The organism is Flavobacterium anhuiense (assembly GCF_900101855.1).
Lineage (GTDB): Bacteria > Bacteroidota > Bacteroidia > Flavobacteriales > Flavobacteriaceae > Flavobacterium > Flavobacterium anhuiense.
The window spans coordinates 344345-360404 of the sequence record NZ_FMVC01000001.1; the positions used below are offsets into that span (position 1 = coordinate 344345).

Annotated in this window: 13 protein-coding genes and 1 tRNA gene; 5 read left to right on the forward strand and 9 right to left on the reverse strand. The window is 33.8% G+C overall.

Features of this window, described 5'->3' with window-relative positions:
- The first annotated feature begins 44 nt into the window (after window positions 1-44).
- Window positions 45-2855, forward strand: a complete 2811-nt coding sequence (locus BLP44_RS01410; protein ID WP_091128502.1) for a TonB-dependent receptor — start codon at window positions 45-47, stop codon at window positions 2853-2855.
- Window positions 2856-2931: 76 nt separating this feature from the next.
- Complete coding sequence (locus BLP44_RS01415; RefSeq protein WP_091128505.1) at window positions 2932-3990, forward strand: phytase; 1059 nt, start codon at window positions 2932-2934, stop codon at window positions 3988-3990.
- 125 nt (window positions 3991-4115) lie between these two features.
- On the opposite strand, the gene pckA is transcribed toward BLP44_RS01415, so the two are convergent.
- Both pckA and BLP44_RS01425 read right to left on the reverse strand, forming a co-directional pair.
- Window positions 4116-5720, reverse strand: a complete 1605-nt coding sequence (gene pckA / locus BLP44_RS01420; protein WP_091128508.1) for a phosphoenolpyruvate carboxykinase (ATP) — start codon at window positions 5718-5720, stop codon at window positions 4116-4118.
- Between the two features lie 301 nt (window positions 5721-6021).
- A complete protein-coding gene (locus BLP44_RS01425; RefSeq protein WP_091128512.1) occupies window positions 6022-6408 on the reverse strand; it encodes a DUF423 domain-containing protein in 387 nt (128 codons plus the stop codon).
- 187 nt (window positions 6409-6595) lie between these two features.
- Between BLP44_RS01425 and BLP44_RS01430 the strand changes: the two genes are divergently transcribed.
- Window positions 6596-7960, forward strand: coding sequence for a saccharopine dehydrogenase family protein (locus BLP44_RS01430; RefSeq protein ID WP_066032974.1), 1365 nt, complete (start codon window positions 6596-6598; stop codon window positions 7958-7960).
- Window positions 7961-8174: 214 nt separating this feature from the next.
- On the opposite strand, the gene BLP44_RS01435 is transcribed toward BLP44_RS01430, so the two are convergent.
- From BLP44_RS01435 to BLP44_RS01460, 6 genes are all read right to left on the reverse strand, one after another.
- Window positions 8175-9839: a M56 family metallopeptidase gene (locus tag BLP44_RS01435; RefSeq protein ID WP_091128515.1), complete on the reverse strand. Its 1665-nt coding sequence runs from the start codon at window positions 9837-9839 to the stop codon at window positions 8175-8177.
- Window positions 9836-10210, reverse strand: a complete 375-nt coding sequence (locus tag BLP44_RS01440) for a BlaI/MecI/CopY family transcriptional regulator (protein WP_008466353.1) — start codon at window positions 10208-10210, stop codon at window positions 9836-9838. Before BLP44_RS01440 ends, BLP44_RS01435 begins: the two co-directional genes overlap by 4 nt.
- Window positions 10207-11169: a DUF6624 domain-containing protein gene (locus tag BLP44_RS01445; RefSeq protein ID WP_091128517.1), complete on the reverse strand. Its 963-nt coding sequence runs from the start codon at window positions 11167-11169 to the stop codon at window positions 10207-10209. Before BLP44_RS01445 ends, BLP44_RS01440 begins: the two co-directional genes overlap by 4 nt.
- Window positions 11170-11188: 19 nt before the next feature.
- Entirely contained in the window at window positions 11189-11620 is a 432-nt protein-coding gene (locus tag BLP44_RS01450) for a toxin-antitoxin system YwqK family antitoxin (RefSeq protein ID WP_091128521.1), read from the reverse strand.
- A gap of 201 nt (window positions 11621-11821) precedes the next feature.
- Window positions 11822-12271, reverse strand: a complete 450-nt coding sequence (locus tag BLP44_RS01455; protein WP_091128524.1) for an energy transducer TonB — start codon at window positions 12269-12271, stop codon at window positions 11822-11824.
- Window positions 12272-12504: 233 nt separating this feature from the next.
- Window positions 12505-13893 (reverse strand): dipeptidase, encoded by a 1389-nt coding sequence (locus BLP44_RS01460; RefSeq protein ID WP_008466344.1) that lies wholly within the window; start codon window positions 13891-13893, stop codon window positions 12505-12507.
- A gap of 110 nt (window positions 13894-14003) precedes the next feature.
- Between BLP44_RS01460 and BLP44_RS01465 the strand changes: the two genes are divergently transcribed.
- Together BLP44_RS01465 and BLP44_RS01470 are read left to right on the forward strand one after the other, a co-directional pair.
- A tRNA-Leu gene (locus tag BLP44_RS01465) sits at window positions 14004-14085 on the forward strand.
- Window positions 14086-14268: 183 nt separating this feature from the next.
- Window positions 14269-15114: a hypothetical protein gene (locus BLP44_RS01470; protein ID WP_091128529.1), complete on the forward strand. Its 846-nt coding sequence runs from the start codon at window positions 14269-14271 to the stop codon at window positions 15112-15114.
- Between the two features lie 255 nt (window positions 15115-15369).
- Here the strand turns inward: BLP44_RS01470 and BLP44_RS01475 are convergent, their stop codons facing one another.
- Window positions 15370-15651, reverse strand: coding sequence for a hypothetical protein (locus BLP44_RS01475; RefSeq protein WP_394363675.1), 282 nt, complete (start codon window positions 15649-15651; stop codon window positions 15370-15372).
- Window positions 15652-16060: the final 409 nt, after the last annotated feature.

The window sequence follows — 16060 nt, forward strand, 5'->3', positions numbered from 1 at the left end:
AGGGGTTTTAGCTTCGCAATCGAAAATCAAACTAAACACACACAATGAAGAAATTTTATCTATTAACCGCATTCTTTTTATTCGCCTTTACAGGTTTTGCTCAGAAAGCGATTATATCTGGAAAGATATTAGACGCCGATGACAAACTGCCTCTTCCTGGAGCTATGGTTCAAATTGTAGGCGAGAAAAAATATACTGTTTCTGACTATAACGGTCGTTTCGAGTTATTAAATATTAATGAAGGAATTTACAAAGTTGAAGTAAAATATATTGGATATACTGCTTTAACTCAAGAAATAAAAGTGGAGCAAGGAAAGAACAATGTAATTGACTTTGCGCTTAAAGCTTCTCAAAACGAACTAAAAGAAGTTGTTGTTGGAGACATCTTAAAAGGTCAGGCAAAAGCATTGAACCAACAGAAAAACAACAAAAATATCGGAAACGTAATTTCTTCTGATCAAATGGGACGTTTTCCAGATGCTAACGTGGGAGATGCTTTAAAACGTGTTCCAGGTATCACGATGCAGAATGACCAAGGTGAAGCTCGTAACATTATTATTAGAGGTTTGGCTTCGTCTTTGAACTCTGTTACTTTAAATGGTGACCGTATTCCGTCTGCTGAAGGAGACAACAGAAACGTACAAATGGACTTAATTCCATCTGATATGATTTCAACTATCGAAGTAAATAAAACATTAACTTCTGATATGGATGCTGACGCGATTGGAGGTTCTGTAAACTTGATTACCAGAGCAACTCCAAACGGCGAAAGAATCTCTGCAACACTTGCTGGAGGATATTTGCCAATTCGTGACCACGCTTCTTATACTGCTGGTTTAGTTTATGGAAATCGCTTTTTTGATAATAAATTAGGCGCTGTTTTCAGCGGATCATACAATAATGTAGATTATGGTTCTGATAACATCGAGAACGAATGGGTAAAAGATGATTTTGGAAATGAATATTTGCAAGCTTCTGAAATTAGAAAATATGACGTACAGCGTATCCGTCGCAGTGCTTCTGTTGCTTTAGATTACAAATTCAATGACAATAACACGATTTTTGCCAACGCAATTTACAATTGGAGAGATGATAGAGAAAACCGTTTTAGAACGACTTACGATGATATCGAGCCACTTTATAATGGTGAAGAAATTGTTGGTTTTGAAGGCCGTGTAAAACGTCAGACAAAAGGAGGTTTAGACAATAACAGAAATAAAAACAGAAGATTAGAAGATCAAAGAGTTCAAAACTATTCTATTCGCGGAGAGCATTTAATCAATTCGACATTAGATTTAGATTGGTCTGCTAACTATGCAAAAGCAAGAGAATACCGCCCAGGTGAGCGTTATATCGAATACCGCCAAAAAGGTCTAGAAATGTTTGAAGATTTATCAGACATCAGATTTCCTTTGATGACAACTGTTGGAGAATCTGTTGACGAATTTAAATTTGATTCTGTTACCGAAAATACAGACGAAACTAGCGAAAGCGAATTTGGCGCAAAAGTAAACATACGTTTCCCTTTCTCTGTCATTGCAGGCGAGAAAGGAAGATTGAGAACGGGGCTTAGACTTCGTTTGAAAGAAAAAGAAAGAAACAATAATTTCTATTCTTATACTCCGCTGAACGATGATATGGAATTATTATCGCAAGTTCCAACGTCTTATTTTGACGGAAAAGATTTTAATCCAGGAAGCAAATATGTGCCGGGAACTTTTGCTTCGGCTTCTTTCTTAGGAAGTTTAGACTTAAACAATGCAACTTTATTTGAAAAAGAAGCTGATCCAGCAGAATATTTAGCGGTAAACTATAATGCTAAAGAAAGAATTACTGCCGCTTACGTTAGATGGGATCAGGATTTTAACGATAAACTTTCTATGGTTTTAGGTTTCCGTGTTGAAAATACTCATATCGATTATACAGGAAACCGTGTATTAGACGAAGAAGAATTAGAAAGTAAAATCAATAATACCAACTCTTACACTAATTTATTGCCAAGTATTTCATTGCAATACAATGCAACAAAAGATCTAATTTTAAGAGCTGCTGCTACAACAGCATTGGCAAGACCAAACTATTATGCATTGACTCCTTACGTAAACAACATTGCTGCCGACAAAGAAATTACAGCTGGAAATCCAGATCTTAATGCTACCTATTCATACAATTATGATTTCATGGCAGAGAACTATTTTAAATCTGTTGGTTTGATTTCTGGAGGTGTTTTCTACAAAAGATTAAACGATTTTATTTATAACTACAGCGACAATCAATATACCGCTGAAAAATTTGCTGCAGATTTCCCAAATCAGGCAAATCCAATTCCAGCGGGAGAAAACTGGTCATTTTTACAATCAAGAAATGGGGAGAATGTTGATGTTTACGGGTTTGAGGTTGCTTTTCAGCGTCAGTTGGATTTCCTTCCTGGTAAATTCTTAAAAGGTTTTGCTGTATACTTAAACTATACTTATACAAAATCTAAAGCAAACGGAATTGCTGACGAAGATGGAAATGAAAGAAAAAATATCAGTCTTCCAGGGACAACGCCTCATATGTTTAACGGATCTTTATCTTGGGAAAACAAACATTTCTCTGCTAGAATCTCAACTAACTTTACATCTGATTATTTAGATGAATTAGGTTCTGAATCTTACAAAGACAGTTACTATGACAAGCAGTTTTTCTTAGATGCCAATGCTTCTTATAAAATCACTCCAAAACTTCGCTTTTTTGCAGAGGCAAATAACCTAACAAATCAGCCGTTACGTTACTACCAAGGAGTGGCTGCACATACCAAACAAGCTGAATATTACCAGCCACGTTACAATTTCGGATTGAAACTAGACTTGTAATCTGCACTTTTTTAAAATTCTTAAATTAGACAGAGTTTAGCGCTCTGTCTAATTGCATTAAAAATATATAACACAAATGAAAAATACATCTTTAATTGCTTTTTTACTTTTAAGCTTATCCTTTACAGCTTGCAAAAAAGATACTTTAGCTCCAATTCAGCCGAATGCCGTAAAACCAACAGCGGTTACAGAAGCTTTGCCTCACGATACAGACGATCCTTCAATCTGGATTAATCCAACTGATGCTTCAAAAAGTATTATTGTGGGAACAGACAAAGACACAGATGGCGGTTTGTATGCTTTTGATTTAAATGGAAAAATACTTAAAAAATCAATTCCGCTAAAACGTCCAAACAATGTTGATATCGCTTACGGATTAATTATCGACGGAAAAAAGGTAGACGTTGCAGTTACTACAGAACGTGAAGAAAATAAAATCAGAATTTTCACTTTACCAGATTTAGAGCCTATTGATAATGGCGGAATTCCAGTTTTTGAAGGAGAAATGCAACGCGATCCAATGGGAGTTGCTTTATACACCCGTAAAACCGACGGAAAGATTTTTGCTATTGTAGGAAGAAAAACAGGCCCTTCTGGAAGTTATTTATGGCAATATGAACTTTCTGGAAATGGAAAATTCGCTGCTGCGAAAGTGGTTCGCAAATTTGGAACTTACAGTGGCAAAAAAGAAATTGAAGCAATTGCTGTAGATAACGAATTAGGTTTTGTTTACTATTGCGATGAACAAGCTGGAATTAGAAAATACAAAGCAGATCCAGCTTTAAATGATAATAAAGAATTGGCTTTCTTCGGTCAGAAAGATTTTAAAGCAGATCATGAAGGAATTGCGATTTATAAAAAAACAGATTCTACAGGATATATTTTAGTGTCAAATCAGCAAGCAAATAGCTTTATGGTTTATCCGAGAGAAGGTGCAAAAGGAAATGCAAACAATCATCCGTTATTGGCTGAAGTGCCAACTTCTACAATTGAATGTGATGGTGCAGATGTTACGAGCGTAAACTTAGGTCCAAAATATAAAAACGGACTTTTTGTAGCCATGAGCAACGGAATGACTTTCCATTATTATGCTTGGGATTTAATCCAGAAACGTATAGACGAAGCTAAAAAATAAAAGTTTCAAGGTTTTCAGTCGCAGTCCCGTGTTCAGTGTCTATTTTTTTTACTGCGATTGGAAACCAACTAAAAAAAAGCTGCTCATAAATGAACAGCTTTTTTATTTTGAACTAAAAATTCCTTTTATTCTGTAATTGGTGCGCCTGCTAAGATTTCAGCATTGGCAAACTCTTCAAATTTGGCAAAATTAGCTTTAAATTTATGAGCTAATTCTAACGCTTTTTTATCGTATAAATCTTTGTCTTCCCAAGTATTTCTAGGATTTAAAATTTCCACTGGAACATTTGGACAATCTTGAGGAATTTCAATTCCAAATACTTCATGATTTTTAAACGCTACATCATTCAATTCTCCTTTTAATGCAGCAGTAATCATAGCACGAGTATATTTCAGCTTCATACGGCTTCCTGTTCCATAAGCTCCACCAGTCCATCCTGTGTTAATTAACCAAACTTTTACTCCCGCATCTTTCATTTTCTTGCTTAACATTTCAGCATAGCGAGTTGGGTGCAAAGGCATAAATGGCGCTCCAAAACAAGCAGAGAAGTTTGGTTGAGGCTCAGTTACACCCGCTTCTGTTCCAGCAACTTTTGCTGTATATCCAGAAATAAAGTGGTAAGCCGCCTGACCTGGAGTCAATCTTGAGATTGGAGGCAAAATTCCGAAAGAATCAGCCGTTAAGAAAAATATATTTTTTGGATTGTGTCCAACCAAACCTGGCTGTACATTATCAATATGCGTAATTGGGTAACTTACACGAGTGTTTTGTGTGATAGAAACATCATCAAAATCAACAACGTTTGTTCCTGCTTTGAAAACCACATTTTCTAAAAGCGCTCCTTTTTTGATTGCTCTAAAAATGTCTGGTTCATTTTCTTCTGTTAAATTAATCACTTTTGCATAGCATCCACCTTCAAAATTGAAAACAGTGTTTTCATTTGTCCAGCCGTGCTCATCGTCTCCGATTAATTTACGTTCTGGATCTGCAGATAAAGTTGTTTTTCCTGTACCAGACAATCCGAAGAAGATTGCTGTGTCTCCTGCTTCACCAACATTGGCGCTACAGTGCATTGGAAGTGTATTTTTGAAAACTGGAAGAATAAAGTTTAATGCAGAAAAAATTCCTTTTTTCATTTCTCCTGTATAACCTGTTCCACCAATTAAAGCAATTTTTTTAGTAAAATCTAAAATAGCAAAATTAGACTGGCGTGTTCCGTCTACAGCAGGATCTGCCATAAAACTTGGAGCACAAACTACTGTCCATTCTGGAGCAAAGTTTGCCAGTTCTGAAGCTTCTGGGCGTAAGAACATATTGTAGCAAAACAAATTTGACCAAGCTGTTTCTGTTACAACACGAACATTCAATCTATAATTTGGATCAGAGCACACATAAGAATCGCGAACAAAAACTTCTTTGTTTGATAAAAATGCTGTTACCTTATTATAAAGCTTTTCAAAAGCTTGGGGCTCAAAGGGGATATTTACATTTCCCCACCAAACTTGATCTTTAGTAATATCGTCTTTTACGATAAAACGATCTTGTGGAGAACGACCTGTAAATTCGCCTGTATTAATCGCTAACGCTCCGGTAGAATTCTCAACACCTTGACCTGACTGCAAAGTAATCGCATGTAATTCATCTGCAGATAGTTGATAACGAACTTTTGCATTTTCAATTCCTAACTCTTTTAACGAAATCGATTGCGCGAAAACTGTATTAGTGTCCATAAATTTTTAAGTTGTGTGTGATTTTTTGTTTAAAGCAAAATTACAGATTAATTTTTATTTCTTTCAAAATACTTAAATTTCACTTTGATTTATACGAAAAAAGAGAAATTTCACTTTAAAAATTACAAAAAGAAAAAAATAACCGCTTCTAATTTATTTAATTACAACTTATTAAGTGATTTTGTTATATTATTTTTGTTTAACAAGAGAAAATACAAAAAAGTCACACAAATAAAGTTATATGTTATTTATGTGACAAAATTAAAGATTAATTCTTAGACAGAATTTTTTTTTCGGGATTTTATGATTTTCTCTTCAAAATCGTAAAGAATAATAGCGCCCAAGCAATAATTAATAAGAAACCACCCAAAGGTGTTGCGAATACGATAATTTTAGATTCAAACAAAGTGTAGTCTTTTGTTGCCAATAAATAGATTGAACCGCTGAAAAGCAAAACGCCAGCCACTACCAAATTATAGATCGTTTTTAAGGTCTTTTCTGCAAGGTCTTTTTGCGTTGATAAAAAAAGAAGAAAAAGAGCGTGGTACATTTGGTAACGAACACCAACTTCAAAAGTATTTAATTGGTCAACCGACAGATATTTTTTCAATAAATGAGCACCAAAAGCACCCAAAATAATAGCTAACATACCAACAAAAGCTCCAGTTAAAATGATTCTTCTTTTCATAATATATCTCTTTTGAAATTTCAAACAAAAATACTTCAAACGAACTGAAAAACCGCCTTTGTTTCTAGATTATTTAGAACAAAATCAGATTATCTTTTGGGTTTTGCGAAAAAAATAATTTTATTTTATTTAATTTGAATTGTTATATTTATAACAATTAAATATATTTGTGTTAAATATTTAAGACATGAGAAACATTTTAATATTTGGAGCAGGAAGATCTGCATCTTCTTTGATTCGCTATTTATTATCAAAATCTAATGAAGAAAAACTGCATTTAACGGTAGCTGACCTTTCATTGAATCTTGCGAAAGCAAAAACACAAGATCATCCAAATGCCACTCCGCTTGCCTTAGATATTTTTAATGCCGACGAAAGAAAAAAAGCTATTGAAAATGCATCAATAGTTATTTCGATGCTTCCTGCGCATCTGCATATTGAAATTGCAAAAGACTGCCTTGAATTCAAAAAACATCTTGTTACGGCATCTTATATAAGTGACGCTATGCAGGCTTTAAACGAAGAAGCCATCAAAAACAATCTGATTTTCATGAACGAAATTGGTCTTGATCCAGGAATCGATCATATGAGCGCCATGAAAGTCATTGACGAAATCAGATCGAAAGGCGGTAAAATGCTTTTGTTTGAATCTTTCTGCGGCGGACTTGTAGCTCCTGAATCTGACAATAATTTATGGAACTACAAATTTACTTGGGCGCCAAGAAATGTAGTTTTGGCGGGTCAAGGCGGTGCTGCAAAGTTTATTCAAGAAGGGACTTATAAATATATTCCGTATAGCGCTTTGTTTCGCAGAACCGAATTTCTAGAAGTAGAAGGTTACGGAAAGTTTGAAGCGTATTCTAACCGCGATTCTCTTAAATATCGTTCGGTTTATGGTTTAGATGATATTCTTACTTTATATAGAGGTACAATCAGAAGAGTGGGTTATTCTCGCGCTTGGAATATGTTTGTACAGCTTGGAATGACTGATGATAGCTATATTTTAGAGGGGTCAGAAAATATGAGTTATCGTCAGTTTATCAATTCTTTCCTTCCGTATCATCCAACAGATTCTGTCGAAATTAAAACTCGATTGATCTTAAAAATCGATCAGGACGATATTATGTGGGACAAGCTTTTGGAACTGGATTTATTTAACCCAAACAAAAAAGTAAATCTGCCAAATGCTACTCCTGCTCAAATCTTGGAAAAAATCTTGACCGACAGCTGGGCTCTTGAACCTGAGGACAAAGATATGATCGTGATGTATCATAAATTTGGTTACGAACTGAATGGCGAAAAGAAGCAAATCGATTCTAAAATGGTTTGTATTGGCGAAGACCAAACGTATACTGCAATGGCAAAAACAGTCGGACTTCCAGTTGCGATTGCTACTTTATTAATCTTGAACGGAAAAATCACAACTCCAGGCGTTCAGCTTCCGATTAAAAAGGAAGTTTACGAACCAATTTTGAAGGAGTTAGAAGAATATGGGGTCATTTTTAACGAACAAAATGTACCTTATTTTGGATACAATCCAGATTTGTTCTAGTCTGGATTCTGCATGTTTATTTTTAGAATTTTTTTTTAATTAGTTTTTAATTTTATCCGCTTCTCCCATCAAGAAGCGGATTTTTTTCTTTTTAAGGGACAGAAGTGCAAAGTAACAGAGTGACAAAGGTTTTATGCTAATATAAAAAGGCTTTAGCCAAATATTATTATTCTACAAAGTCCAGCGTTAGCTAGAATCTTTCCAATAGCCTTTGTTACTTTGTCTCTTTGCTACTTTGAATTGTTATTGGCAAAGTATAAAGCACACGAACTGGCTGTCCATTTTGAATTCCTGGATTCCATTTTGGAGAAAGTTTTAAAACACGAATTGCCTCATCGCCTAATCCAAAACCTAAATCTTTTACTACTTGAAATTCTGAAAGCGAACCGTCTTTTTCAATCATAAATTCTACTAAAATTTTCCCTTCAATTTTATCTGCTGGTGATTTAAAATTTTTCCCAATAAATTTGTAGAACTCCAATATTCCTCCTGGAAATTCTGGCTGTCTTTCGATATCGTTAACCACTGCTGTAGTTTCTTTTCCTGGCGTTTCTCGAATTTTATTTTTATGTGCATCTTCATTAGCCATAATTGTTATGGTTCCGGCATTTCGCACCTGATTTTCACCATACGCTTTATCATAACCTTCAGCAGTAAACAATGTTACTTGATAACTTTGTGGAAACCTCTTGCTTCTGGCGTTTTTATAAACAAAACTATTAAAGTAAGAAACAAAATGATCTGCTTGATATTCATTCAATTTCGAATTAGAAACATGTTTGCCATCAATCCAAACTGCATAATTATTGCTATTCTTAAAGCTTTCATATTCCTTTAAATCTGGAGATTTTTTCGCGAGAAATGGCTGAGGAGGAATACTTTTTTTCTCCTGTTCTGTCAGCTCAGAATATTTCTTTTTAACAATAATGCCATTATTTTTGTTTTTGAAAACAAAAGCCGTTTTTGAATAGTATTTGTCGAGAGACGAAACATTCTGTTCTGTTTTTACATCAGTTTTAATTTCTTGAGCTATTGTTTCTACGCACAAGAGAAACATTAACCCAACAGCAATAGGCAAGGCAGCAATTTTCTTTAGAAACGCTACATTTTTTGATGTTGTTTTTTTCATCATAATTAATCGTTTTTTTGTTACTAAATAATTCAAATTACTGGCCAAGTAAATCGTTTGATTTCCACTACTCTTTTCTAAAAGTAAATTTTGATAAAATGGAACATTCTTATAAATTGTTACAATTTCTTGATCGGCAAGAAATTCATGATTGAGCTGTATCGCTTTTTTATAAAATAAAAAGATCGGGTTAAACCAAAAAACGGTCTTTAAAAACTCCACAAACAAAATATCTAATGTGTGCTTTTGTGTAACATGAACCAATTCATGCGCGTATAACTCTGCTTCAATATTTTGCTTATTATAATCATCGGCATTGATAAAAATATAGTTCAAAAAAGTGTGCGGAAGGATTTTTTCTTCTACCAAAATCAATTTTGAATTCTTAAAATCAACTGATGGATTACATTTTATTTTAGATCTAAAATTTATAATGTTTCTTCCAAATCTTATTGCCAATATTAAAGTTACAAATGCATACAAACTCCATAAAAAAACCAATTTATAGTCGGTTTTTTCGACCGCGGTTTCTATATGGATGGGTTGATTTATAGCAATTTGATTTGTAACATCTAAAGGAATTTCTTTAACAATTTCAAATGAAATATATGGAATGACTAATGAAAGTGCAATCGAAAAAAGCAAAAAAAATCTGTTAAACTGATGCATCTTTTCTCGCTCCAATACCAAATGATAAAAGGCAAGAAAAACACCTAAAGCAATCGCCGATTTTAAAAGATACGTTATCATTTTTTCTTTTTTTGAATTTCTGAATCGATTATTTTTTTAAGATCTTCCAATTCTGAAGCCGATAAATTGGTTTCGGTTGTAAAAAACGAAGCAAATTGCGAAGCCGAATTATTAAAGAAATTGCTAATCAGTCCTTTCACATGTTTGGCAAAATAGTCTGTTTTCTTTACCAGCGGATAATACTCTCTCGAATTTCCAAATTCGTTATACGCCACAAACTTCTTGTCAATCATCCTTTTCAATAAAGTTGCAACCGTTGTTGTGGCCGGTTTTGGTTCTGGATAGGATTCTAGCAAATCTTTCATAAAAGCTTTTTCAAGCTTCCATAAATGCTCCATTAACTGTTCTTCTGCATTTGATAATTGTATCATGGTTTCGTGTTTTCAAGTTTTTCTGTTTCAGCCAATTCCTTTTTATATTCCTCCAAATTCCATTCAATATTCAATTTTGTTGCATATTCGGCCATTGTGCCAAGTCCGACCTCAGCACGCCTTTTGTCTACATTGTCCGGATCTATCATTGGCGCTATGCATATTTTACCTGTCTTTTTATTCTTCAAACTCTGACTGCCATAAATTTGTTTTTTTCCCTCTCTCAAAGCTACTCGATCTTCTAAATATGCTAGGTTTCCTGGATTGGCATTGCCATTTTTAACGGCCTCTCTCATCATAGGCAGATATTTTTGCTGATATTGTAAATCGGCATGCTGAATAACCAGAAACAAAGTCTGATTTCCCTGTGTTCCTACCACATTTTTTCCCAACCAGCCTCTTTCGTCCAGTATTTTCATCACCTTAATGAGGTTGATACTGTCTTTTCTTTCCATAATCTTTCCAATACTGTCAATTTTCTTTTTATCAGGTTTTGTAGCTCTGTAAACATTCATAAACTCTCCACGAATTTCCTGATCTTCGGTATAAATTTCTGCAAGTTGTTTTTCTAGCGCCTTATCATAATTTGCGCCAATAACATCCAATTTCTTTTGCAGTTTTTCAATTGTTTTATTCCACTGTTTTTCTGAGTGCAAGTGCTTTAAATCTTCATCAATTTTTATATGCGCCATATTCTCATATCCGTTATCAATAGAGAGATTCAGCCATTTAAATGCTTTTTTATGCTGCCCAGCCATAGAAGCCGAACAGCTAGCATTATATAAATCAGACCAAGATTTCTGTTCTATTTTAAACGCTTTATCATAATACGAAACAGACAACTCATAATTTTTTGCCGTGTAGCAAGAATCTGCTTTATGAACCCACTCTTTATACGTTTGAGCTTGCATGAAAAGACAGCGCAGCATAATAAAGGAAAGCGTGATTATTTTTTTCATGGTTTAGAGATTGGTTAGTTTATTTAATATTTTGTTCCGAAATCAATTGTCCTTGATCGTAATTCTTAATTTCCTTTAATTTTCCTTTGTCCGAGTAAAACTTCCATTCTCCAAAATAAAACCAATGCGTTTCAACCGAATTCGTTTCTAATTTTGTTTTCCCTTTCGATTCCAGTTTCCCGTTTTCGTAATAACTTTTTACGACACAGATTCCGTTTTTATATTTTTCTGTTTTGTAGATTTTTCCGTTAATGTACGATTTCCATTTTTTAACCGGAAGATCACTTTTATAATATTCATACGATTTGTAATTCGTTCCATCTTGCGAATAACTATCAATCCAAACACCTTCTTTTTTCTTGTCAATTTTCTGATTGATCGGTTTGCTTTTACAGCTCAAAAGCATTGAACCTAAAAGAAATAATACAAAGATATTTTTCAAATTCGCCATTGTTCTACAATTATAGATTCGTTTCTACAAATGTAGAGTTAAACTTTAAATATGCAAGAAAAAGAAGTCTTTTTTTTTAGTTACAAAGGTTCAGAGAGACAAAGTGGCAAAGGTTTTCTTTTGAATCTTAAAATATGGAAAACAAAAAAAATCCGCTCATTTCTGAACGGATTCTAAACTTACTTACTATGTATATTACTTCTATTCAAAATAAATGCGCTTACTTTCTTCATTTTCTGTATCAATATAAATTGAAAAGGTTTTTAAACTTTTAACTTTTTTTCCATTTAAAGAAGCATATTTCCATTTTGGCGAAAGCTGAACAACACGCAAAGCTTCTTCATCTAAACCAAAACCCAGATTCTTCAAAACCTTGATATCTGACAAAGAGCCATCTTTTTCCACTACAAACTGCATCGGAATTTCTCCCTTCACTTTTTTTCTCACAGCCTTTTTAGGAATCTTAAAATTGGTTTTTACAAAATCACGAAATCTATAAATTCCGCCTGGGTAATCAGCTTCGATATGAACAGCAACAAAAATATCATCATTTGACTGATCGCTCTTTTGTGATGTAAGATCCTGAGCCATACTTTTGGCGCTAAACAAAATCATTATCAATATAAAACCTTGACTTAGTATTTTTTTCATATTTGTAATTTCTGTTTTTTGCAGACAAATATAATTGTTTAGTTCAATTTAAATTGTTCTGATATTATCCTGTCGAAAAATCTCAGCGTATAATTTAACCGCAAAGAACGCAAGGATTTTATTTAAGGTTACGCTTATAAACGCAAAGTTCGCAAAGCTACGAGATGAAGCTTTGCGAACTTTTATAATCTTATTTTTAAAGAACCTTTGCGTTCTCTGCGGTTAAAAAAAACTTATTTAGAAAGCTCCACAAAATACTTGTAAAATAACGGAATAGTCTCAATACCTTTCAAGTAATTAAAGATTCCGAAATGCTCATTTGGCGAGTGAATAGCATCACTATCCAAACCAAATCCCATTAAGATCGTTTTACTTTTTAATTCTTTTTCAAACAAAGCCACAATCGGAATACTTCCTCCAGAACGAACTGGAATTGCAGGAACTCCAAACGTTTCTGTATACGCTTTATTTGCCGCCTGATAACCAATGCTGTCAATTGGCGTTACATAACCCTGACCACCGTGGTGAGGCGTTACTTTTACTGTAACTCCAGCCGGAGCAAGACTTGTGAAATGTTTTGTGAAAAGTTCTGTAATCTCTTCCCAATCCTGATTTGGAACCAAACGCATCGAGATTTTAGCAAAAGCTTTACTCGCAATAACCGTTTTAGCACCTTCGCCAGTATAACCGCCCCAGATTCCGTTTACGTCTAAAGTCGGACGGATAGAGTTTCTTTCGTTGGTTACATATCCTTTTTCGCCGTAAACATCAGCAATGTTTAAAGCATTTTTATATTTTTCTAAGCTGAAAGGCGCTTTTGCCATTTCTGCTCTTTCTTCTGCAGATAATTCTTCTACTTTATCGTAGAAACCTGGAATTGTAATATGATTGTTTTCGTCGTGAAGCGAAGCAATCATTTTTGCCAGAATATTAATTGGATTCGCCACAGCTCCACCGTATAAACCTGAATGCAAATCGCGGTTCGGACCTGTAACTTCTACCTCAACATAACTCAAACCTCTTAAACCTGTCGTAATAGATGGCTGTTGGTTGGAGATCATTCCTGTATCTGAAATCAAGATAACGTCGTTTTTCAGTTTTTCCTGATTACGTTCTACGAACCAAGCCAAACTTGCAGAACCCACTTCTTCTTCACCTTCGATCATGAATTTTACGTTACAAGGCAGGGTATTGCTTTGCACCATTAATTCAAGCGCTTTTACGTGCATGTACATCTGACCTTTGTCGTCACACGCTCCACGCGCGAAGATGGCTCCTTCTGGATGAATATCTGTAGTTTTAATAACGGGTTCAAAAGGTGGCGAAGTCCATAATTCTAATGGATCAGGCGGTTGTACGTCGTAGTGGCCGTAAACTAAAACCGTTGGAAGATTTGGATCTATAATTTTCTCTCCGTAGATAATTGGGTAACCTGGAGTGTCGCAAGTTTCAACATAATCGCACCCTGCTTTTGATAAACTTTCTTTTACAGCCTCTGCTGTGTCAATAACATCTTGAGAATATGCAGTGTCGGCAGAAACCGACGGAATTTTTAATAATTCGATCAATTCGTTGATAAACCGATCTTTATGTTGTTGAACGTAGGACTTAATATTTTCCATTTAAATAATTTTTATAGAAACCCAAAAGTACAAAAAAGAGAATTAAAAAAAATTTTGAAAAAATGCTTTGATAATTCAAAAGTATGCCTATCTTTGCACCCACAATTACCGCGGATATGGCGAAATTGGTAGACGTGCCAGACTTAGGATCTGGTGCCGCAAGGCGTGTAGGTTCGAGTCCTATTATCCGCACAAAAAAAGCTTCTGAATATTTTTTCAGAAGCTTTTTTGTTTTTGATACGTTTTTAATTTCTTCTTGTTTTTTTCAATTATAAAAATTTCAAACTAATAAAAGCATTTTTAGTTGTTGCAAGAAATTTTCTATATTTGGTTTTAATCAATTTGAAAAAAAATCACCTACATTTCAATCAAAAAATGAGCTTCCATATTTACATCAAAAACAAACAAATAATTACGCACAGTCAATTATTAAAAAACAAACACTTACCAGTTGACACTAAAATTTCATTTGGAATTTATCCTCAAGAACTTTTAGATGGATACTCAAAATTTTATCTGCCAAAACTATCTTCAAGAGGAGTTGCTGTTACAACAAGTCTTGATAAATATGATGTTGAAGTTAATGTTGGAGCAACTAAAGATGATTGGAGATTAGCTGTTAAAATTTCTTTAGCATTAGGAGAAATTAATAACTCAACAATAGAACCTGAATTTGATGATGAAATTTCTCTTGACGAATTTGAAACAAATTACAACGAAAAATGGATTGAAAGCATAAAGCATTTATCAATAGAATCTTTTATTCAAGTGCAAAAAGAATCAGGTGGAGCACTAACTTTTATGGGGTGCGTGAGACACTATTATGCTGGCGATTATATAATCGACACACTTTCTAAGAATACTGATTCCCAAGAAATGTTTAATGACAAATTAATTGAGGAAATTAGAAAAATTCAACATTTAGAAGATTATGAGGATAATATTGAATTTCCATCTGTTAGAATAATGGATTTTCCCAATGAAGGAGAAAAAAAGCTAACGATATTTCCAGCGAATTTTAAAGTTTTACTACCAAAAGCCGATTATGTTATTTTAATGAAAAAAGGTGGTGAGGTAGCAAAAATACATTTTGATAATTTCATTAAACATATAACACCTAAAGCAAAAAGAATAGATGAATTCCAATACATAATTTATCCTATTGAAGAAAATGAGCATTATCAAATGTTGATGCATTTTAAATCAATGGAAACAATTTAGACTTTTATTTCAAACGAGCCGTAATTTCATACCATAAATATCTAGGATTGTTGAGTTTCTAGTGCGATTTCTCGTTCCTCGAAATGACAAACTACTCGGTAAATCATCTTTATTAATTCCTCTTGACGAAAGGAGCTTTTCAGCATCACCAACAGGTTGTACACTATGAAAAAAATTGCGGAAATCACTCTGGAATTTTTTGTCGGTTTTGCTTTTGGTTTCTCCTTTCGTCGAAATGAAGATAATTTCTTCTACTTAACCAACATCCAAATAAGGGTCAAGAACTTCAGCTAATTTATTGAGCCAATAAAAATTATCTTCAAGATTGTTGAATTCGGTTTCTACAGTTTCGCAGCCTCTAATGATGCTTAAGGAAAGAATATAATTTACTTGCCGTATAGCTCTTGCCATTTCATCAGAATCAATTGTATTTGTAAAAAAATCCTTTAATCTAATTTCAACTTCTTTTGAAAAATGATTTTTGCCCATATTTTTTAAATTTAAATTATTGCAAAAATCCTTAGAAATTAATTTCATTTGACCCCATATATGCGTTCAACTTTAATTATTTTTTTCTTATAGAAATCAATTTTCGGCTAAAGCCTTTGTCTTTTTAAACATAAAAAACCTCCTGCTAAAGCGGAAGGCAATTCATATAATTCATTTGCTTTTTAAGTCTAGTTTGTCATTTCGACGAAGGAGAAATCTTCGCGAGAAACTCGATACAGATTGGCTTTTCGTTGCGGAGTTTCCAGTGTGATTCCTCGTTCCTCGGAATGACAAAAAAAGAGCGAAAATCCTTTTAATCTTAATAATCTGTGGCAAAACAAAAAACAATTCAGAAATTTCTTTAATTATTTTACAGTTTAGTATTTAAATATTCTTATTTTTAAAACACCAAAAACCTAATTCTCAAAATTTCACTTGTTTTTAAATCTCAAAAAAC

Coding starts and splice junctions, on each gene's coding strand:
- BLP44_RS01410 (WP_091128502.1), top strand. CDS start 45: ATGAAGAAATTTTATCTATTAACCGCATTCTTTTTATTCGCCTTTACA.
- BLP44_RS01415 (WP_091128505.1), top strand. CDS start 2,932: ATGAAAAATACATCTTTAATTGCTTTTTTACTTTTAAGCTTATCCTTT.
- pckA (WP_091128508.1), bottom strand. CDS start 5,720: ATGGACACTAATACAGTTTTCGCGCAATCGATTTCGTTAAAAGAGTTA.
- BLP44_RS01425 (WP_091128512.1), bottom strand. CDS start 6,408: ATGAAAAGAAGAATCATTTTAACTGGAGCTTTTGTTGGTATGTTAGCT.
- BLP44_RS01430 (WP_066032974.1), top strand. CDS start 6,596: ATGAGAAACATTTTAATATTTGGAGCAGGAAGATCTGCATCTTCTTTG.
- BLP44_RS01435 (WP_091128515.1), bottom strand. CDS start 9,839: ATGATAACGTATCTTTTAAAATCGGCGATTGCTTTAGGTGTTTTTCTT.
- BLP44_RS01440 (WP_008466353.1), bottom strand. CDS start 10,210: ATGATACAATTATCAAATGCAGAAGAACAGTTAATGGAGCATTTATGG.
- BLP44_RS01445 (WP_091128517.1), bottom strand. CDS start 11,169: ATGAAAAAAATAATCACGCTTTCCTTTATTATGCTGCGCTGTCTTTTC.
- BLP44_RS01450 (WP_091128521.1), bottom strand. CDS start 11,620: ATGGCGAATTTGAAAAATATCTTTGTATTATTTCTTTTAGGTTCAATG.
- BLP44_RS01455 (WP_091128524.1), bottom strand. CDS start 12,271: ATGAAAAAAATACTAAGTCAAGGTTTTATATTGATAATGATTTTGTTT.
- BLP44_RS01460 (WP_008466344.1), bottom strand. CDS start 13,893: ATGGAAAATATTAAGTCCTACGTTCAACAACATAAAGATCGGTTTATC.
- BLP44_RS01470 (WP_091128529.1), top strand. CDS start 14,269: ATGAGCTTCCATATTTACATCAAAAACAAACAAATAATTACGCACAGT.
- BLP44_RS01475 (WP_394363675.1), bottom strand. CDS start 15,651: ATGAAATTAATTTCTAAGGATTTTTGCAATAATTTAAATTTAAAAAAT.